The 17,927-nt window shown below is 71.8% G+C and carries 19 protein-coding genes; 16 read left to right on the forward strand and 3 right to left on the reverse strand.

What is annotated here, in order from left to right; all coding sequences use genetic code 11:
* The first annotated feature begins 107 nt into the window (after positions 1-107).
* Genes AC5L38_RS40320 through yjfF form a run of 3 tightly spaced genes read left to right on the forward strand, consistent with a single transcriptional unit; the run spans position 108 to position 3,702 of the window.
* Positions 108-1,619, forward strand: coding sequence for a sugar ABC transporter ATP-binding protein (locus AC5L38_RS40320; RefSeq protein ID WP_495248081.1), 1,512 nt, complete (start codon positions 108-110; stop codon positions 1,617-1,619).
* Positions 1,616-2,716 (forward strand): ABC transporter permease, encoded by a 1,101-nt coding sequence (locus tag AC5L38_RS40325; protein ID WP_495248082.1) that lies wholly within the window; start codon positions 1,616-1,618, stop codon positions 2,714-2,716. Before AC5L38_RS40320 ends, AC5L38_RS40325 begins: the two co-directional genes overlap by 4 nt.
* The gene (gene yjfF, locus AC5L38_RS40330) at positions 2,713-3,702 is read left to right on the forward strand and encodes a galactofuranose ABC transporter, permease protein YjfF (protein ID WP_495248083.1); all 990 of its coding nucleotides are present in this window, start codon (positions 2,713-2,715) and stop codon (positions 3,700-3,702) included. The genes AC5L38_RS40325 and yjfF overlap by 4 nt, the downstream gene beginning before the upstream one ends.
* Before the next feature lie 196 nt (positions 3,703-3,898).
* Here yjfF and AC5L38_RS40335 read toward each other — a convergent pair whose 3' ends face one another.
* On the reverse strand, positions 3,899-4,525 hold the full coding sequence (locus tag AC5L38_RS40335; RefSeq protein WP_495248084.1) for a TetR/AcrR family transcriptional regulator: 627 nt from the start codon (positions 4,523-4,525) through the stop codon (positions 3,899-3,901).
* 40 nt (positions 4,526-4,565) lie between these two features.
* Here AC5L38_RS40335 and AC5L38_RS40340 point away from each other — a divergent pair, with 40 nt between their 5' ends.
* Positions 4,566-5,336: a hypothetical protein gene (locus AC5L38_RS40340; protein ID WP_495248085.1), complete on the forward strand. Its 771-nt coding sequence runs from the start codon at positions 4,566-4,568 to the stop codon at positions 5,334-5,336.
* Positions 5,337-5,534: 198 nt separating this feature from the next.
* Here the strand turns inward: AC5L38_RS40340 and AC5L38_RS40345 are convergent, their stop codons facing one another.
* Positions 5,535-6,134 carry a TetR/AcrR family transcriptional regulator gene (locus tag AC5L38_RS40345; RefSeq protein ID WP_495248086.1) on the reverse strand — a complete coding sequence of 200 codons (600 nt, stop codon included), beginning with the start codon at positions 6,132-6,134 and terminating at the stop codon, positions 5,535-5,537.
* Positions 6,135-6,204: 70 nt separating this feature from the next.
* On the opposite strand from AC5L38_RS40345, the gene AC5L38_RS40350 reads away from it, so the two are divergent.
* From AC5L38_RS40350 to pcaG, 6 genes are all read left to right on the forward strand, one after another.
* Positions 6,205-7,044, forward strand: coding sequence for a class I SAM-dependent methyltransferase (locus AC5L38_RS40350; RefSeq protein ID WP_495248087.1), 840 nt, complete (start codon positions 6,205-6,207; stop codon positions 7,042-7,044).
* A gap of 233 nt (positions 7,045-7,277) precedes the next feature.
* The gene (locus AC5L38_RS40355; RefSeq protein ID WP_495248088.1) at positions 7,278-8,057 is read left to right on the forward strand and encodes a CoA transferase subunit A; all 780 of its coding nucleotides are present in this window, start codon (positions 7,278-7,280) and stop codon (positions 8,055-8,057) included.
* Positions 8,058-8,091: 34 nt separating this feature from the next.
* Entirely contained in the window at positions 8,092-8,721 is a 630-nt protein-coding gene (locus AC5L38_RS40360; RefSeq protein WP_495248089.1) for a CoA transferase subunit B, read from the forward strand.
* Positions 8,718-9,005: a hypothetical protein gene (locus AC5L38_RS40365; RefSeq protein WP_495248090.1), complete on the forward strand. Its 288-nt coding sequence runs from the start codon at positions 8,718-8,720 to the stop codon at positions 9,003-9,005. Before AC5L38_RS40360 ends, AC5L38_RS40365 begins: the two co-directional genes overlap by 4 nt.
* A 6-nt stretch (positions 9,006-9,011) precedes the next feature.
* On the forward strand, positions 9,012-9,773 hold the full coding sequence (pcaH, locus tag AC5L38_RS40370) for a protocatechuate 3,4-dioxygenase subunit beta (RefSeq protein WP_495248091.1): 762 nt from the start codon (positions 9,012-9,014) through the stop codon (positions 9,771-9,773).
* A complete protein-coding gene (gene pcaG / locus AC5L38_RS40375) occupies positions 9,770-10,294 on the forward strand; it encodes a protocatechuate 3,4-dioxygenase subunit alpha (protein WP_495248092.1) in 525 nt (174 codons plus the stop codon). The genes pcaH and pcaG overlap by 4 nt, the downstream gene beginning before the upstream one ends.
* A gap of 76 nt (positions 10,295-10,370) precedes the next feature.
* On the opposite strand, the gene AC5L38_RS40380 is transcribed toward pcaG, so the two are convergent.
* A complete protein-coding gene (locus AC5L38_RS40380; RefSeq protein ID WP_495248093.1) occupies positions 10,371-11,204 on the reverse strand; it encodes an NAD(P)H-binding protein in 834 nt (277 codons plus the stop codon).
* Between the two features lie 372 nt (positions 11,205-11,576).
* On the opposite strand from AC5L38_RS40380, the gene aroQ reads away from it, so the two are divergent.
* The 6 genes from aroQ to AC5L38_RS40410 all read left to right on the forward strand — a co-directional run bounded on the left by aroQ (position 11,577) and on the right by AC5L38_RS40410 (position 17,925).
* Positions 11,577-12,014 carry a type II 3-dehydroquinate dehydratase gene (gene aroQ / locus AC5L38_RS40385; protein WP_495248094.1) on the forward strand — a complete coding sequence of 146 codons (438 nt, stop codon included), beginning with the start codon at positions 11,577-11,579 and terminating at the stop codon, positions 12,012-12,014.
* On the forward strand, positions 12,014-12,859 hold the full coding sequence (locus AC5L38_RS40390; RefSeq protein ID WP_495248095.1) for a shikimate dehydrogenase: 846 nt from the start codon (positions 12,014-12,016) through the stop codon (positions 12,857-12,859). The genes aroQ and AC5L38_RS40390 overlap by 1 nt, the downstream gene beginning before the upstream one ends.
* A 170-nt stretch (positions 12,860-13,029) precedes the next feature.
* Complete coding sequence (locus AC5L38_RS40395; RefSeq protein ID WP_495248096.1) at positions 13,030-14,862, forward strand: sugar phosphate isomerase/epimerase and 4-hydroxyphenylpyruvate domain-containing protein; 1,833 nt, start codon at positions 13,030-13,032, stop codon at positions 14,860-14,862.
* Positions 14,859-15,539 carry a TetR family transcriptional regulator gene (locus tag AC5L38_RS40400; RefSeq protein ID WP_495248097.1) on the forward strand — a complete coding sequence of 227 codons (681 nt, stop codon included), beginning with the start codon at positions 14,859-14,861 and terminating at the stop codon, positions 15,537-15,539. Before AC5L38_RS40395 ends, AC5L38_RS40400 begins: the two co-directional genes overlap by 4 nt.
* A 305-nt stretch (positions 15,540-15,844) precedes the next feature.
* On the forward strand, positions 15,845-17,152 hold the full coding sequence (locus AC5L38_RS40405) for an MFS transporter (RefSeq protein ID WP_495248098.1): 1,308 nt from the start codon (positions 15,845-15,847) through the stop codon (positions 17,150-17,152).
* The gene (locus AC5L38_RS40410; RefSeq protein WP_495248099.1) at positions 17,149-17,925 is read left to right on the forward strand and encodes an N-acyl homoserine lactonase family protein; all 777 of its coding nucleotides are present in this window, start codon (positions 17,149-17,151) and stop codon (positions 17,923-17,925) included. Before AC5L38_RS40405 ends, AC5L38_RS40410 begins: the two co-directional genes overlap by 4 nt.
* Positions 17,926-17,927 lie beyond the last annotated feature (2 nt).

Below are 17,927 nucleotides of genomic sequence, written 5' to 3' on the forward strand. Positions count from 1 at the left end.
CGAGCGTGTGGTGACCGAGGAGACCACCTTCACCCAGGAGCAGGCGAAGGAAGCCCTGCCCACCCGCCAGTACTGAGCCGCCCATTCCGAAAAGAGAGGAGCGCGGCATGGACGCACCGGCACCGATCGTACGGATGAGCGGGATCGGCAAACGATTCCCCGGCGTCAAGGCCCTGGACGACGTCGGCTTCCGGCTGCTGCCGGGCGAGGTGCACGCGCTGATGGGAGAGAACGGCGCGGGGAAGTCGACGCTGATCAAGGTTCTCACCGGCGTGTACGGCGTCGACGAGGGCGAGATCGAGCTGGCCGGAACGCCGGTCGCCTTCTCCAGCCCGTCCGCCGCCCAGCAGGCCGGTATCAGCACGGTCTACCAGGAGGTCAACCTCTGTCCCAACCTCTCGGTGGCGGAGAACATCTTCGTGGGCCGCGAACCGCGCCGGTTCGGCCGCATCCGGTGGAAGGAGATGCGCCAGCGGGCCACGGAGCTGATGGGCCGCCTGGACCTGCGCGTCGACGTGTCGGCGCCGCTGGCGTCGTGCTCGCTCGCCGTGCAGCAGATGGTCGCGATCGCCAGGGCGGTCGACATCGAGGCCAAGGTATTGATCCTCGACGAGCCGACCTCCAGCCTCGACGCCGGCGAGGTGGCCCAGCTGTTCCGGGTGATGCGCCGGCTGAAGGAGCAGGGCATCGCCATCCTGTTCGTCTCCCACTTCCTCGACCAGATCTACGAGGTGTCGGACCGCGTGACGGTCCTGCGCGACGGGAAGCTCGTGGGGGAGTACCTCACCCGCGAGCTCTCCCAGGTCGACCTGGTCGCCAAGATGATCGGGCGGGAGCTGGCAGCCCTGGAGAAACTCGACGAGAAACCCCCCGCCCGGGTCGCGGAGCCGCTGGTCGAGGCTCACGACCTCGGGCGGTCGGGCGCCATCGACCCCTTCACCCTGACCATCAGGGAGGGGGAGGTCGTCGGGCTGGCCGGGCTGCTCGGCTCCGGCCGTACCGAGCTGGCCCGGCTGCTGTTCGGCGCCGATCACGCCGACGGCGGCTCGCTGCGGATCGGCGGAAAGCAGGTCGCGCTGCGCACGCCGCGGGCGGCGATGAACCGGAAGATCGCCTTCTGCTCGGAGAACCGGCGGGCGGAGGGACTCGTCGACGAGCTCACGGTGCGCGAGAACATCGTCCTCGCGCTGCAGGCCGCGCGCGGCTGGAGCAGGCCGCTGTCCCGGCGCAGGCAGGACGAGCTGGTCGCCAAGTACATCACCGCGCTGAACATCCGGCCGGGCGATCCCGAGCAGCCGGTCCGCACGCTCAGCGGCGGCAACCAGCAGAAGGTGCTGCTGGCCCGCTGGCTGATCATGGAACCCCGGCTGCTCATCCTCGACGAGCCCACCCGGGGGATCGACGTCGGCGCCAAGGCGGAGATCCAGCGCCTGGTCGCCGAGCTGTCCGACGGGGGCATGGCCGTGCTGTTCATCTCCGCCGAGCTGGAGGAGGTCCTGCGGCTCAGCCACCGGGTCGGGGTGCTGCGCGACCGCACGCTGGTCGCCCAGCTCGACAACGACGACGCGCTCACCAGCGACGTCCTGATGCAGAAGATCGCGAGTGGAGCCGCGTCATGACAGCGTTCCTCAAACACCGGCTGCTGTGGCCCGCGGTGATCCTGGTCGCGCTGCTGGCGCTCAACGTGGTGTTCACCGACAACTTCCTGCACGTGCAGATGCGGGACGGGCACCTCTACGGCAGCCTCATCGACATCCTCCGCTTCGGGGCGCCGCTGATCCTGGTCGCGCTGGGCATGACGCTGGTCATCGCCACCGGCGGCATCGACCTGTCGGTCGGCTCGGTGGTGGCGATCGGCGGGGCGCTGGCCTGCATGCAGATCAGCGGCCTGGCCGACCAGAACTCCGTGAGCGGCGTGCTGGCGGCGATCGGCGTCACGCTGGCGGTGGCGCTCGCGCTCGGAGCCTGGAACGGGTTCCTGGTGGCCGCCGTCGGCATCCAGCCGATCATCGCGACGCTGATCCTCATGGTCGCGGGACGGGGCCTGGCCCAGCTGATCACCGACGGGCAGATCATCACGATCAACAGCGCCCCGTACAAGCTGGTCGGCGGCGGCTACTGGCTCACGCTGCCGTTCGGCATCCTCATCGTGATCGCGCTGACGGCGCTGACCGCCTTCCTCACCCGGAGGCTGGCGCTGGGCATGTTCATCGAGTCGGTCGGCGGCAACGCCGAGGCCAGCAGGCTGTCGGGGATCCGCTCCCGGGGCGTGCTGATCGTGGCCTACACCTTCTGCGGGCTGTGCGCGGGCATCGCGGGGCTGATGATCAGCTCCAACGTGTCCAGCGCGGACGGCAACAACGCCGGCCTGTGGATCGAGCTGGACGCCATCCTGGCCGTCGTCATCGGCGGCACCTCGCTGTCGGGCGGCCGCTTCTCCCTCGGCGGCACCGTGCTGGGGGCATTGATCATTCAGACCCTGACCACCACGATCTACTCGATCGGCGTGCCGCCGGAGACGACGCTGCTGTTCAAGGCACTCGTGGTGACGATCGTGTGCCTGCTGCAGTCACCGGCCTTCCGGCGGAGGATCTTCCAGTGGGAACGGGACGACCCCGCCCCGCCGCCGCCCGCTCCCGGGGGCGGTCCCGGCCGCCCCTTCACGGGCGCGGCCACCGGCGAGCAGGTACGGGAAGAGACGGTGAGGAACGGATGACGACCATCACGACCGGCCCGGCCGGGCGGCTCGCGCTCCCCCGCAGATACGTCCCGGTCGCGGTGACCGCGGGCCTGCTCATGGCGATGTTCGTGGCCGGCGGCATCCGGTACGAGGGGTTCGCCAGCGGCCAGGTGATCCTCAACGTCTTCGTCGACAACGCGTTCCTGCTCGTCGTCGGCGTCGGCATGACGTTCGTGATCCTCGCCGGCGGCATCGACCTGTCGGTGGGCGCGGTGGTGGCGCTGTCCACGATGGTCACGGCCAGCCTCGTCACGAACCAGGGCTGGCCGGCGCCGGTGGTGATCGTGCTGGTGCTGGCCATCGGCGCGGCGCTGGGGTTCGGGATGGGGGCGATCATCCACTACTTCGAGGTCCAGCCCTTCATCGCGACGCTCGCCGGGATGTTCCTGGCCCGGGGGCTGTGCTACACGATCGGTACCGACTCGATCCCGATCACCGACGGCATCTTCACCGCCTTCGCGCAGACAAGGATCGACCTGGGCCCCGAGCTGTGGATCTCGCCCAGCGTGGTGATCGCCGCGGTCGTGGTGCTGGTGGCGGCGTACGTGCTGCACCACACGCGGCTGGGCCGCACGGTCTACGCCGTCGGCGGCAGCGAGCAGTCCGCGCTGCTGATGGGTCTCCCGGTGGGACGGACGAAGATCGCCGTCTACACGATCAGCGGGCTGTGCTCCGCGCTCGGCGGGATCCTGCTGTCCTTCTACATGCTGTCGGGGTACGGCCTGCACGCCGTCGGCATGGAACTGGACGCCATCGCGGCCGTGGTCATCGGCGGCACGCTGCTCACCGGCGGCTCGGGCTATCTCTTCGGCACCGTGCTGGGCATCCTCGTGCTCGGCCTGACCCAGACGATCATCAGTTTCGAGGGGACCCTCAGCTCCTGGTGGACCAAGATCTTCATCGGCCTGCTGCTGTTCGCCTTCATCCTGCTGCAGCGGCTCATCGGCGTCCGCAGGAGATGAGGCGGGGACCGGACGCCCGGCGTCCGGTCCCTTCCAGCGGACGGTCGTGACGACGAGCCGGAGCTGCGCGTCGGTCCGCCGGACGGTCGCGGTGACGACGGGCCGGGAGCGTCGGTCCGGTGGACGGTCGCGGCGACAGGCCGGAGTGGCGCGTCGGTCCGGTGGACGGTCGCGGTGGCGGGCCGGGGGCGGGGCGTCAGTCCAGGAGTTCGCGGGCCAGCGCCTCGCCCCACCACCGCTCGACGCGCTCGGGTGACCAGCCGCGTTCGGCGGTGAGCGTGGTGTAGACGTCGATGTTGCACAGGGCCGCGTAGACGTCCACGGCGGAACGCACGTCCAGGCCGCGTCGCAGGACGCCCTCCGGCCAGGACGAGAACACCAGCTCGCGGGTCCTGTCGCCCTGCCCGCGGCCTTCGCGGTAGGCCGCCGCCAGCTCGGGCTCGGTCCTGGCCGCCTCGCGCACCAGCGTGATGATGTCGCCGGCGCGCTCGAACAGCCGCCGGTCGTAGGCGGCCATCGCGGCGAGCTGCCGCCCGGGATCGGCCGCCGAGGCCTCCAGCTCCTCCAGCATCCGCGGCACGTCGGCCGACAGGTCCGCCGCGTCCGCCAGAGCCCGGGTCAGCCCCGTCTTGTTCCCGTACGCCGCGTAGACCGTCGGCACGGAGACCCCCGCCTCACGGGCGACCTCCCGCACGGTCGTCGCCGCCCACCCCTGGGAGAGGAACAGCTCGCGGGCGGCGCGGGCGATCTCCACCCGGGTCTCCCGCGCCTGCGTCGCCCGGCGCAACGAGTCGTAGCGACGCCGGTCCGGTTCCGTGCTCACCGATCCCCCTCAATGGCTTTACGCTGTTTATAATGAATATATGTTACGTCAATCATCTGGAGGGGCCGTCCCGGGCTTCTCGCGGATCACCGGGCTGGCCGCCCTCGGTTTCGCCGCCACGATCGTCCTCGCCAACGCGATCATGGTGCCCGCCGGACTGCCGCTCACCGGTGCCGGGCTCGGCGAGGTCGGCGCGTTCTTCGGCACCGAGGGCGAGGTCGTCGCCGTCGCGTCCGCGCTCACTCCCGCCGCCTGGCTGCTGGCCACGCTGTTCGGCGCGGGCGCGGTCTCCGCGCTGCGGCGCTCCGAACGCGGCCGGGGCGAGGCGTGGTCGCTGATCGGGTTCACCGGCCTGGCCCTGCAGAACGCCACCTTCGCCGCGGTCATCGCGACCCGCCTCGCGCTCACGTCGACGGCCGCGGGCGGTGCCACGACCGGCGCCACGACCGGGGGCGTGGCAGGAGGCGCGACCGGGGGCGTGACAGGGGGCGTGACAGGGGGCGTGACAGGGGGCGTGACAGGGGGACTGTGGGCACTGCACGACGCGCTGTTCACCCTCAACGGCACCTTCCTGGCCCTCGCGCTGCTCGGCCTGTCCGTCGCCGGCCTGCGCGCCGGTCTCATCCGGCCCTGGCACGGCACCCTGGGGCTGGCGTCGGCCGCGCTGCTGTTCGGCTCGGCCACCCTCACCCCGCTGGTCATCGACCACGCCGGCCCGCTCGGTCTCCTGGGGCTCGCCGGCTGGCTGATGTGGGTCGTCTGGATCGTCGCGTACGGCGTCACCCTGATCCGCCTGAACCCGGCCCCGTGACATCGCGGCGAGCCGTGACGTCCTGGCTCCTTGCGTCGTGCGGTTCGTCGCCTCACGTGCCCCGGGCCGGTCCCGGAGGGTGGTCCGGGGTCGTGCCGCCGGGCCGGTGCGCGCACGGGCGGGGGCGGGCCGGAACCGGAGCGGTCCCGGCCGGGCGGATCCCGGGGCGGACGGCCGGATCCGGCGCGGACGGGCGGCTCACAGCAGCCGTCTCTGCACGACGTCGGCGACGACCGTGGTCACGATCCGGTGGACGGCTCCGGCCTCGGGCGGTGTGCCCCCGGTGCCCGCGTACAGCAGGTGCCCGGCCCCGACCAGCGTGAACGCGAGCGTGTCGACGTCGGCGTCCGCCGCGATGCGGCCCATCTCGCACTCGGCGGTGAGGTAGGAGGCGAGCATGGCCCCGGCCTCCGCCAGGACCGGGAGGCCGGGCGACCCGGCCCGGCGCAGCCGGACGCGCAGGTCGTCGCGGGAGATGACGAGGCCGACGATCGCCACGGCGACCGTCTCGAACAGCTCCGTCAGCGCGCCGGTGAGGTTGTCGGCGACGGTGCCGGTCCCGGCGGACGCGTGCAGGGTGGCGGCCTGGCCGCCGATCCGGGTGACGCGGTCCAGCACGAGCTCGGCGAGGAAGGCGTCGAAGTCGGCGAAGTGCCGGTGCAGGACCCCCTTGGCGCAGTCGGCCTCCGTGGTGACCGCCCGGCTGGTCAGCGCGTTCGGCCCGTCCCTGAGCAGGACGCGCTCGGCGGCGTCGAACAGCTGCTCGCGCGCGTCGCGCATGGCCACTCCCGTCGGCACCGTGCATCCCCGCCTTCGCTCGTGAGACCCGTCCGTTGACGAGTGGGCATGTGCCCACTACGGTGGGCGCATGCCCACTATACCGTCGGCCGAAGCGCCTCTCCCTGAAAACGATCTTCATCGACACCGGCAGGTGGCGGAGTCGTTCGGTACGGACGCCGAACGCTACGACCGCGCCCGCCCCCGCTATCCCGACGCCATGGTGGAGCGGATCGTCGCCGCCAGCCCCGGGCCCGGCTTCCTCGACGTCGGCTGCGGCACCGGCATAGAGGCCCGGCAGTTCCAGGCGGCCGGCTGCGAGGTGCTCGGCGTCGAGCCCGACGCGCGGATGGCCGGTTTCGCGCGGCGCACCGGGGTCGAGGTCGAGGTGGCGAGGTTCGAGGACTGGGACGCCGCCGGCCGGATGTTCGACGCGGTCGTCGCCGGGACGGCCTGGCACTGGGTGGACCCGGTGGCGGGGGCGGCCAAGGCGGCGCGGGTGCTGCGGCCCGGCGGCCGGCTGGCGGTGTTCTGGCACGTGTTCCAGCTCCCGTTCGACGTGGCGGAGGCCTTCGCCGAGGTCTACCGGCGGGTGGCGCCCGACTCGCCGTTCGTGTTCCAGGGGGCGGGGAACGCCCTGGAGGGGTACCAGGCGCTGTTCGCCAAGGCCGCCGACGGGGTCCGGGAGGCGGGCGGGTTCGGCGACCCCGAGCAGTGGCGGTTCGACTGGGAGCGTTCCTACACGCGGGACGAGTGGCTGGACCAGCTGCCCACCTCCGGCGCCCTCACCCGGCTCCCGTCGGACCGGCTGGCGGAGGTGCTGGAGGGCGCCGGGGCCGCCGTCGACGCGCTGGGGGGCGGCTTCGTGATGCCCTACAACACGGTGGTCGTCACCGCCGCGCGGACCGGTGCCGCGAGTGAGGCGCCTTGACGGAACCGGCACCGCGACGGGGCGCCTCGACGGGGCGGCCGCCGCGACCGGGACTCTTTGACAGGACGCGCGACCGGGGCTCTTTGACAGGAGGGCCGTCGAGACGGAGAGCCTTTGACGGGACGGCCGCCGCGACGGGGGGCGCTTTGACAGGACGGACGCCGGTACACATACTCAAGTGCGCGAGAGTGAACTAAAGTTCGCATAGCGAACACACGGCTGAACGGAGTGTCGTGCGCGGAGACAAGGTGGTCGCCACGGCCGCGGAGGCCCTGGCGGATGTGCGCGACGGCGCCTCGTTCGCGGTGGGCGGGTTCGGCCTGAGCGGCATCCCGAACGTGCTGATCCAGGCCCTGTACGACACGGGGGTGCGCGACATCGGCGTGGTGTCGAACAACTGCGGCGTGGACGGCGGCGGCCTGGGCGTCCTGCTGGAGGCCGGGCGGATCGGCCGGGTGACCGCCTCCTACATCGGCGACAACAAGGAGTTCGCCCGGCAGTACCTGACCGGGGAGCTGGAGGTCGAGCTGACGCCGCAGGGCAGCCTGGCCGAGCGGCTGCGCGCGGGGGGCTGCGGCATCCCCGCCTTCTACACCCCGGCCGGGGTCGGCACGCCGGTCGCCGACGGCGGGCTGCCGCTGCGGCACGGCCGGGACGGCTCGGTGGTGCTCGCCTCGCCGCCCAAGGAGGTGCGCGAGTTCGACGGCCGGGCGTACGTGCTGGAGCACGGCATCACCACCGACTTCGCGCTGGTGCGGGCGGCGAGGGGCGACCGGCACGGCAACCTCGTGTTCGGCAAGGCCGCCAGGAACTTCAACCCGCTGGCCGCGATGGCCGGGCGGGTCACCGTCGCCGAGGTCGAGGAGCTGACCGAGCTCGACCCCGACGAGATCCACCTGCCGGGGGTGTTCGTCCAGCGCGTCGTGCCGCTCACCCCGGAGCAGGCCGCCGACAAGGCCGTCGAACGCCGTACCACCTCCGCGCCCGCGGAGCGAGGGGAGAGCACCGCATGAGCCGCAGCCGCGACCGGATGGGGGAGAGCGCCTCATGAGCTGGAGCCGCGACCAGATGGTCGCGCGCGCGGCGGCCGAGCTGCGCGACGGCGACTACGTCAACCTCGGCATCGGCCTGCCCACCCGGATCCCCTCCTTCCTCCCGGCCGGCACGAACGTGATCCTGCACTCGGAGAACGGCATCCTCGGCGTCGGCCCCTACCCGGCGCCGGACGCGGTCGACCCCGACCTGATCAACGCGGGCAAGGAGACCGTGACCGTGCTCCCCGGCGCGTCGTTCTTCGACTCCTCGCTGTCGTTCGGCATGATCCGGGGTGGTCACATCGACGTGGCGGTGCTGGGCGCGATGCAGGTCTCGGCCCGTGGCGACCTGGCCAACTGGATGGTCCCCGGCAGGCTCGTCAAGGGCATGGGTGGCGCGATGGACCTGGTCCACGGTGCCCGCAGGGTCATCGTGATCATGGATCACGTCGCCAAGGACGGCTCGCCGAAGATCGTCGAGGAGTGCTCGCTGCCCCTCACGGGGAAGGGGTGCGTCCACCGGATCATCACCGACCTCGGCGTCCTCGACGTCACGGGGGAGGGGCTGGCGCTGGTGGAGACCGCGCCCGGGGTGAGCCCGGCGGAGCTGCGCGATCGTACGGACGCGGAGGTGAGGGCATGAGAGGCGCCTTCGCCGTCTCCACGGTGAGCACCGTGGATGCCGTGGATGCGGTGGATACCGTGTGCGCCATGGACGCCGTGGACGCCGTGGATGTCCTGGACGTCGTGCGCCCGTCCTCCGGTCGACGCGGCGGGGCGCCGCGGGGCGTCCGCCCGGACGGTCCGGACGGTCCGCACGGACCGGCCGCCCACGTCGTCAGAGCCGTGGCCGGGATGTCCGGCCCCGGTCCCGCCTTCCCGCGCACCGGCGCCGGTCAGGGCCTGGCCGTCGTTCCCGAAAGGTAGGAGCTCATGCCAACCCCTCTCACGCAGGCCGACATCGACCTCGAGATCGCGGCGCTCCGCGAGCCGGGGACCACGGGCGACGGCCGGGAGAGACACCACCCGTCCCGCGACTACGGCCCCTACCGCAGCACCGTGCTCCGTCACCCCCGGCAGCCGTTGATCTCGATCAAGGACCCGGAGGCGGCCGAGCTGACCGGGCCGGTCTTCGGCGTCACCGACGTCACCGCGCTCGACGCCGACCTGACCAGGCAGCACCTCGCCGAGCCGCTGGGCGAGCGCATCACCGTGCACGGCCGCGTCCTCGACAGGAACGGCCGCCCGGTGCGCGGCCAGCTCGTGGAGGTGTGGCAGGCCAACGCCTCGGGCCGCTACCCGCACCAGCGCGACGACCACCCGGCCCCGCTCGATCCCAACTTCACCGGCGTCGGCCGCTGCCTCACCGGTGACGACGGCGGCTACACCTTCACCACGATCAAGCCCGGCGCCTACCCGTGGCGCAACCACACCAACGCCTGGCGTCCCGCGCACATCCACTTCTCGGTCTTCGGCACCGCCTTCACCCAGCGCCTGGTCACCCAGATGTACTTCCCGAACGACCCGCTGTTCCCCTACGATCCGATCTTCAACTCCGTCACCGACGAGCGGGCCCGGCAGCGCATGGTCGCCGCCTACGAGCACGACCTGTCGGTCCCCGAGTGGTCCCTCGGCTACCGTTGGGACATCGTCCTCGACGGCCCCGCCGCGACCTGGACGGAGGAGGGCCGGTGAACCCCACTCCCTCGCAGACCGTCGGCCCCTTCTACGGCTACGCGCTCCCGTTCCCCGGCGGCGGTGACATCGCGACCGGCGGGATCACCGTGCACGGGTACGTCTACGACGGCGCGGGCGCCCCGGTGCCGGACGCGCTGCTGGAGTTCTGGCAGGCCGCCCCGTCCGGCGACCTCACCGGCGCGCCCGGCACGCTGCGCCGCGACCCGGTGAACGGCGCGGTCATCGGCAGGCACGGGGTCGACTTCACCGGGTTCGGCCGGGTGCCCACCGACGCCGACGGCCGCTGGACGCTGCGCACGCTCGTGCCCGGCAACGGCTACATCAGCGTGTGCGTGTTCGCGCGCGGCCTGTTGCACCACCTCTACACCCGCGTCTACCTCGCCCACGACGCCTTCCTCGACTCGCTGCCGCCCGAGCGCGCGCACACGCTGCTGGCCGCGCGGGAGCGGGAGGACCTCTACCGCTTCGACATCCACCTGCAGGGCGAGAAGGAGACGATCTTCTTCGACTTCGGCTGACCCGGTTCGGCTGACCCGGGACCGCCACCCCGTGGCGGCGGGCGGCGTTCACGGGGCGCCCGCCCCCGGGGGCGTTTCACGAGGCTCGGAACCGGTCCGCGTGGTCGGTCACCCAGGTGCGGAACGTGCGGGCCGGGGCCCCGGTGACCGCCTCCACCGTGGTGGTGGCCGCTCTCGGATCGGTCACCATCCCGGCCTGGGCCCGCAGGACGCCGTCCACGGCCTCGGGCGGCCAGCCTCCGGTGAGCATCCGCCGCCGCGCGGCCTCCGGCGAGGTCTCCTCCCAGCGCACCGGGCGGCCGATCACCTCGCCGATGACGCCCGCCTGCTCGGCCTGGGTCAGCGTCTTCGGCCCGGTCAGCTCGTAGGTGGCGCCGTCGTAGCCGTCGCCGAGGAGCGCGCGCACCGCGACCGCCGCGAGGTCCCGCTCGTGCAGCGGGGGCATGGCGGCCGCGCCGTACGGCTCGCGCACGACGGCCTCGGCCCGGATCTGTTCGGCCCACCGCAGGGTGTTGGCCGCGAAGGCGTGCGGTCGCAGGAACGTCCACTCCAGCCCGGACCGCTCGATCATCCGCTCGATCCGCCGCTCGTGGTCGCGTACGGCCGCGGAGGACAGGTAGACGACGCGGCGGGCATGTGCGGCGATCGCCTCCAGGACCGCGGGCATCCCCTCGGCCGTGGCGAACGGCCAGAGCAGGAACACGGCCTCGACCCCGTCCAGGGGCGCGCGCAGGCTGTCCGGGTCGGCCAGGTCGCCGCGCGCGACCTCGACGCCGCCGGGAAGACCGGCCGCCTCGGGGTCGCGGGCCGTCGCGCGCACCTCGGCGCCCGCCTCCAGTAACTGGGCCACCACCTGACGGCCGGTCGTGCCGGTCGCCCCGGTCACCAGAATCCCGCGCTGCCTCGCCATGAAGGGCCCCCAACGGCTGATCGTCTCGTGTGCGCCAACCGTAGGGTGGGGAGGAGGGACTTCCAATGAGTGACTGTCTCGCTTTCATACGTGAACGTCTTCGTGGATCCGCCTGGACGGACTCATGCGACGGACTCATGCGACGGACTCATGCGACGGGCTCACGCGACGGACGCGCCCGGCGCCGCGATCAGCATGATGCCCGCTCGGCTGGAAAGGCGGGGCGTCATGCGCTATAACGAACTCACTAGTTCGTACATGAGGTGAGACGGGAACGGGAAGGGCGTCCCCACCGCCTGTCGCGTGGTCGCCCCGGCCCGGTCCGCGCCCCTGTCTAGCCAGCTAACGTACTAGTACGTACATTGGAGAACGATGCCTAGCGTCCTGGTCCTCAACGGGCCCAACCTCAACCTCCTCGGCCGCCGAGAGCCGCACCTGTACGGTGGCGCGACGCTCGCCGACGTCCGAGCGCAGTGCCACCGCACCGGCGCCACGCTCGGGTTAGAGGTGGACTTCCGGCAGAGCAACCACGAGGGCGCGCTGATCGACGCCGTCCACGAACCGGGCCCGGCCGCGATCGTGATCAACGCGGGCGGCTACACGCACACCTCCGTCGCCCTGCGCGACGCGCTGGCGGCCGTCGCCCTGCCCACCGTCGAGGTCCACCTCACCAACATCCACCGGCGTGAGCCGTACCGGCACACGTCGTTCGTCTCCGAGGTCGCCGACGCCGTGATCTGCGGCGCCGGGGCGCACGGGTACGTCCTCGCGCTGACACACCTGGCGCACCTGCTGAAGAGGGAGAACTGATGGCCTCGTACCTGACCGGGTTGATCGGCTCGGGCATCGGCCCCTCGCTCAGCCCTCCGCTGCACGAGCGCGAGGCGACCCACCACGGGCTGCGCTATGTCTACCGGCTGCTCGACACCGACAGCCTGGGGCACGACGTGGGGGAGCTGGTCCGTACGGCCCGCCGGTTCGGCTACGACGGGCTCAACATCACCCACCCGTGCAAGCAGGACGTCATCCCGCACCTGGACGAGCTGTCGGCGGACGCCCGCATGCTGGGCGCCGTCAACACGGTCGTCTTCGACGGCAAGCGGGCCGTCGGCTACAACACCGACTGGACGGGCTTCGCCGAGTCGTTCGAGCGCGGCCTGCCGGACGCGCCCACCCGGCGCATCGTCCAGCTCGGCGCGGGAGGCGCGGGAGCGGCGATCGCGCACGCGCTGCTGACCATGGGCGCCGGCCACGTCACGATCGTGGACGCGGACCCCGCGCGGGCGACGGCGCTGGCCGGCCGGCTGGGCGACCGCTTCGGGCCCGAACGCGCCCGCCCCGCCACCCGGGACGAGCTGCCCGAGCTGCTCGCCCACGCCGACGGCCTGGCACACGCCACCCCCACCGGCATGGCGCTCCATCCCGGGCTGCCGCTGCCGGCCGAGCTGCTCCACCCCGGCCTGTGGGTGGCCGACATCGTCTACCGGCCGCTGGAGACCGAGCTGCTCAAGCAGGCCCGCGCGCTGGGCTGCCGGACGCTCGACGGCGGGGGCATGGTCGTCTTCCAGGCCGCCCACGCCTTCCGCCTCTTCACCGGCCGCACCCCGGACAGCGAACGGATGCTCGCCCACCTGACCGACCTGGTCGCCACGTGAGAACCCGCCCACCCGACATCGGCGCGACTTGAGCATTCGCCTACCTGACCTGGCGCGACCCGATAACCCGCCTACCTGACCTGGCACGACCCGACAGCCCGCCCACCTGACCTGGCACGACCCGAGACCCCGCCCACCCCATCGACCCGGTCACCACCCGAGAGGGAGCCATGCGCACGTCCATCGCCACCGTCTCCGTCAGCGGCACCCTCACCGAGAAGCTCATCGCGATCGCCACCGCCGGGTTCGACGGTGTGGAGATCTTCGAGAACGACCTGCTCGTCTGCCCGCACTCACCCGAGGAGATTCGCGCCCGCGCCGCCGACCTGGGCCTCGGCATCGACCTCTACCAGCCGTTCCGCGACTTCGAGGCCGTGCCCGCCCCCATGCTCGCGGCCAACCTGGAGCGGGCCGAGCGCAAGTTCCGGGTGATGGAGCGCCTCGGCGCGGACACGCTGCTGGTCTGCTCGAACGTCTCGCCCGCCTCGATCGGCGACGACGCCCTCGCCGCGGAGCAGCTGCGGCGGCTCGCCGAGCGGGCCGCCGAACACGGCATCCGGATCGCCTACGAGGCGCTGGCCTGGGGCCGGCACGTCAACGAGTACCTGCACGCCTGGCGGATCGTCCGGATGGCCGACCACCCCAACCTGGGCACCTGCCTGGACAGCTTCCACATCCTGTCGCGAGGCTCCGACCCGATCGGCATCGAGGCCATCCCGGGTGAGAAGATCTTCTTCCTGCAGCTCGCCGACGCGCCGATGCTGGCCATGGACGTGCTGCAGTGGAGCCGCCACTACCGCTGCTTTCCCGGCCAGGGCACCATGAACGTCGCCGGCCTGGTCCAGCACGTGCTGAACACCGGATACGCCGGGCCGCTGTCGCTGGAGGTGTTCAACGACCACTTCCGCCAGGCCGACACCGGCCGTACCGCCCGGGACGGCATGCGCTCGCTCATCGCCCTGGAACAGACCCTGCACGGCGCCGCGCACCCCGCCGTGCCCACCGGCTTCGCCTTCGCCGAGCTCGCCGACGCGGGTTCCCTGAGCGGCGTGCTGGACGCGCTCGGTTTCACCCGTACCGGCTCCCACACCAGCAAACCGGTCGAGCTGTGGAGCCAGGGCGGGGCCCGGATGCTGCTCAACGCCACCGGAGCCGACCCCGCCCTGGTCGCCATCGGGCTGGACAGTCCCGACCCCGAGCGGGCCGTCAAACACGCAGAGACACTGCTGGCGCCGGTGCTCCCGCGCGAGCGCGCCCCGCAGGACGCCTCGCTGGACGCGATCGCCGCCCCGGACGGCACCGCGCTCTTCTTCTGCGACACCGCCTGGCTCGGCGACTTCGGCGACTTCGGCGCTGTCGAAACGGTCGAGCCCGTCCCCGGGCAGATCACCCACATCGACCACGTGGCACTCACCCAGCCCTGGCACCACTTCGACGAGGCCGCGCTGTTCTACGGCAGCGTGCTGGGTCTGCACCCGCAGGAGAGCCTGGAGCTGCCCGACCCCTACGGCCTGCTGCGCAGCAGGGCGATGTCCACGACACCGGTGCCCGGCGCGGGCGAGACGGGCGCGACGGCCGGGGAAGCGGAGGCCAAGGAGGGCGAGGAGGGCGAGGAGGCCGCCGAACAGGTGCGGATGGTGCTCAACATCGCCCAGGTCGGTGCGGGCGACACCCCGTGGCAGCACGTCGCCCTGGCCAGCGACGACCTGCTGGCCGTCGCCCGCAGGCTGCGCGCCGAGCATCCGGAACTGCTGCTGCCCATCCCGGACAACTACTACGACGACCTGGAGGACCGCCATGAGGTCGATCCCGAGCTGCGACGGCTGGGCGTGCTGTACGACAGGGACGAGCACGGCGAGTTCCTGCACATGTACACGGTCACCGTGGGACGCGTCTTCTTCGAGATCGTCCAGCGCGTCGGCGGCTACCGGGGCTACGGCGCCGTCAACGCCCCGATCCGGCTCGCCGTACAGCACGCGGGCCATCCTAAGATGGGCCAATGACCTCGCAGCCCGCCACCACCGAACGCCAGCGGGACGCTGACCGCACCAGGGCGGAGATCCTCAAGGTCGCCCAGCACGAGTTCGCGCGCCACGGCTACGCCGGTGCGCGGGTCGACGAGATCGCCGCCCGGATGCGCACCACCAAGCGCATGATCTACTACTACTACGGCAGCAAGGAGCGGCTCTACATCGCGGTGCTGGAGAAGGCGTACGCGGAGGTCCGCGCGGCGGAGCGCACGGTCGACGTCGAGCACCTGGCCCCGGTCGAGGCGATCCGCACGCTGGCCGAGCTGACCTTCGACCACCACGACGCGCACCGCGACTTCATCCAGCTCGTCGCCATCGAGAACATCCACCAGGCCGAGCACATCCGCAAGTCGCAGGCGCTGGCCGGCCTCGCCACCCCGGTGCTCGACCTCATCGAGCGCATCCTCGACGCGGGCCAGGAGTCCGGTGACTTCGTCACCGAGGCCGACGCCATCGACGTGCACATGATGATCAGCTCGTTCTGCTTCTTCCGGGTGGCCAACCAGCACACGTTCGGCGCGCTGTTCGGCCGCGACATGACCGCGCCCGAGCACCGGGCCAGGCTGCGCCGGATGGTCGGCGAGATGGTCGTCGGCTACCTGCGCGGAGAGGGCGGGGAGGGGCGCTCGGCTCCGGCTCCCTCCGCGTGACGGCATAGCGGCGTGACGGCATGACAGCGTGACGACGTGACGGTGTGCCGACATGACAGCGTGCCGATGTGACGGCGTGAAGGCGTGATCCCGTGCGGTTCGGCCGTCGCGCCGCCCGGACGGGGCGTTCGGCGCGCGATCCACGGCGCGCGTGCGGGCGTCCGTGCCCGGATGCCGCCGACGTGGGCGAGGGCGGGCGCGGATCGAAGCGGGTAACCGATTGGCAACACCCTTGTAATGTACGAACCAGTGAGTTAGTTTCCTGCCATTGCGCATCCCCCTATCTCCCAGCATGAGGAGCACCCGTGACAGTGCAGGGTAAACCCCGCAAGGCGGCCGCGGCGGCCTGGATCGGCAGTGCCTTGGAGTACTACGACTTCTTCATCTACGGCACCGCGGCCGCGCTGGTGTTCAGCAAGATCTTCTTCCCGTCCTCCTCGCCCGCGACGGGCACGCTCCTGGCGCTGGCGACCTTCGGCGTCGGCTACCTGGCCAGGCCGGTGGGCGCCTTCGTCCTCGGGCACGTGGGTGACAAGTTCGGCCGCAAGAAGGTGCTGGTCATCACCCTGGTGATGATGGGCGTGTCGACGTTCCTGGTCGGCTGCCTGCCCACCTACGACGAGGTCGGCGTGCTCGCGCCGATCCTGCTCGTGCTGCTGCGCCTGCTGCAGGGCTTCTCCGTCTCCGGCGAGCAGGCGGGCGCCAACTCCATGACGCTCGAACACGCCCCCGAGGGACGGCGCGCCTTCTACACCAGCTTCACCCTCAACGGCACCCAGGCCGGGCAGATCATCGCCACCGCCGTCTTCCTGCCGATCGCCGCGCTGCCCGAGGAGCAGCTGCTGAGCTGGGGCTGGCGGGTGCCGTTCTGGCTGAGCATCGTGGTGGCCGTGGTCGGGCTGATCATCCGCCGCACCCTGGAGGAGACGCCCGCGTTCGAGCAGCAGGTCGCCGGCAACACCGTCGCCAAGCTCCCGCTGGCCGTGCTCTTCCGCGATCACTGGAAGGACGTGCTGCGGGTGGTCGTGGCCGCGGTCATCGCCTCGGTGAGCACGATCTTCACCGTCCACGCCCTGTCCTACGCGGTCAACACCATGGGGCTGGAGCGGGGGCCGATGCTGTGGGTGGGCGTCCTGGCCAACGTCGCCGCGGTGATCACCATCCCGCTGTGGGGCATCCTGTCGGACAGGATCGGCCGCAAGCCGGTCTTCATCGGCGGGTCGCTGGGCTGCGCGGTGCTGATGTTCGCCTACCTGTGGTCGATCTCCACCGGCAGCTACGCCCTCATCTTCGTGCTGGGCATCGCGATGTTCGGTGTCGTGCACAGCGCCACCAGCGCGGTCTGGCCCTCCTTCTACGGCGAGATGTTCACCACCAAGGTGCGGCTGTCCGGCATGGCGGTCGGCACCCAGATCGGCTTCGCGATCGCCGGCTTCGCGCCGACGGTGGCCACCGCGCTGGCGGGCACGGGCAAGGAGAGCTGGTTCGGCGTGTCGGTCATCGTGGCGGTGCTGTGCCTGGTGAACGTGGCCGCGGTGGCGACCGGCCGGGAGACCTACCGGGTCCCCACCGAGCAGCTCGGTCTCAAGCGCACGGAGCCGATGAAGGTATGAGCGAGTTTCGCGTGTACGCCCTCCGCTACGCCGTGCGCGACGCCCGGCGCGGGGAGCACTTCCACGGCTACGACGCCGGTGCCGATCAGCCGCATCCCACCTCGTACTACGTGTGGCTCGCGGTCTCCGAGCGGCACACCGTCGTCGTCGACACCGGCATCGGCCGCTCGCGCGCCCAGGGCGTCGAGGGGCTGGACTACCGCACCTCGCCGGTGGAGGCCGTGGCCGCGCTGGGCGTACCCGCGGACTCCGTCGGCCACGTGGTGCTGACCCACCTGCACTACGACCACACCGGCACCGCCCGCGAGTTCACCTCCGCCCGCTACGTGCTGCAGCGGGCGGAGCTCGACTACTGGACCGGTCCCTGGGCGGACCGCCTCACCAGGGAACGCTGGCTGCTGAACGACGACGACCTGGCCCACCTGCGGGCCGCCCGCGAGGACGGGCGGGTGACGCTGGTGGACGGCGACGCCGAGGTCGTGCCCGGCCTGAGCGTCCACCTGGTCGGCGGGCACACCGCGGGCATGCAGGTGGTGCGGGTCAACACCGCGCGCGGCGACGTCGTCCTGGCCTCCGACGCCGCCCACTTCTACGAGAACCTGGAGGACGACCGCCCCTTCCCGATCCTGCACAGCATGACCGGCATGTACGGCGCCTTCGACAGGATCGGGCAGCTGGCCGGCGGGCCGCACCTCGTGGTCGCCGGCCACGACCCGGAGGTGCTGGAGCGCTTCCCGCTCCTGGGGCCCGACGTCGCGGTCATCTCCGGCTGAGC

Source organism: Streptosporangium nanhuense, assembly GCF_059358815.1.

Bases quoted from the DNA above. Each gene is read 5' to 3' on its own strand.
- AC5L38_RS40390 (WP_495248095.1), top strand. From the start codon at position 12,014: ATGGCCTCGTACCTGACCGGGTTGATCGGCTCGGGCATCGGCCCCTCG.
- AC5L38_RS40400 (WP_495248097.1), top strand. From the start codon at position 14,859: ATGACCTCGCAGCCCGCCACCACCGAACGCCAGCGGGACGCTGACCGC.
- AC5L38_RS40350 (WP_495248087.1), top strand. From the start codon at position 6,205: ATGCCCACTATACCGTCGGCCGAAGCGCCTCTCCCTGAAAACGATCTT.
- AC5L38_RS40325 (WP_495248082.1), top strand. From the start codon at position 1,616: ATGACAGCGTTCCTCAAACACCGGCTGCTGTGGCCCGCGGTGATCCTG.
- AC5L38_RS40410 (WP_495248099.1), top strand. From the start codon at position 17,149: ATGAGCGAGTTTCGCGTGTACGCCCTCCGCTACGCCGTGCGCGACGCC.
- yjfF (WP_495248083.1), top strand. From the start codon at position 2,713: ATGACGACCATCACGACCGGCCCGGCCGGGCGGCTCGCGCTCCCCCGC.
- AC5L38_RS40395 (WP_495248096.1), top strand. From the start codon at position 13,030: ATGCGCACGTCCATCGCCACCGTCTCCGTCAGCGGCACCCTCACCGAG.
- aroQ (WP_495248094.1), top strand. From the start codon at position 11,577: ATGCCTAGCGTCCTGGTCCTCAACGGGCCCAACCTCAACCTCCTCGGC.
- AC5L38_RS40365 (WP_495248090.1), top strand. From the start codon at position 8,718: ATGAGAGGCGCCTTCGCCGTCTCCACGGTGAGCACCGTGGATGCCGTG.
- AC5L38_RS40360 (WP_495248089.1), top strand. From the start codon at position 8,092: ATGAGCTGGAGCCGCGACCAGATGGTCGCGCGCGCGGCGGCCGAGCTG.
- AC5L38_RS40380 (WP_495248093.1), bottom strand. From the start codon at position 11,204: ATGGCGAGGCAGCGCGGGATTCTGGTGACCGGGGCGACCGGCACGACC.
- pcaH (WP_495248091.1), top strand. From the start codon at position 9,012: ATGCCAACCCCTCTCACGCAGGCCGACATCGACCTCGAGATCGCGGCG.
- AC5L38_RS40340 (WP_495248085.1), top strand. From the start codon at position 4,566: ATGTTACGTCAATCATCTGGAGGGGCCGTCCCGGGCTTCTCGCGGATC.
- AC5L38_RS40320 (WP_495248081.1), top strand. From the start codon at position 108: ATGGACGCACCGGCACCGATCGTACGGATGAGCGGGATCGGCAAACGA.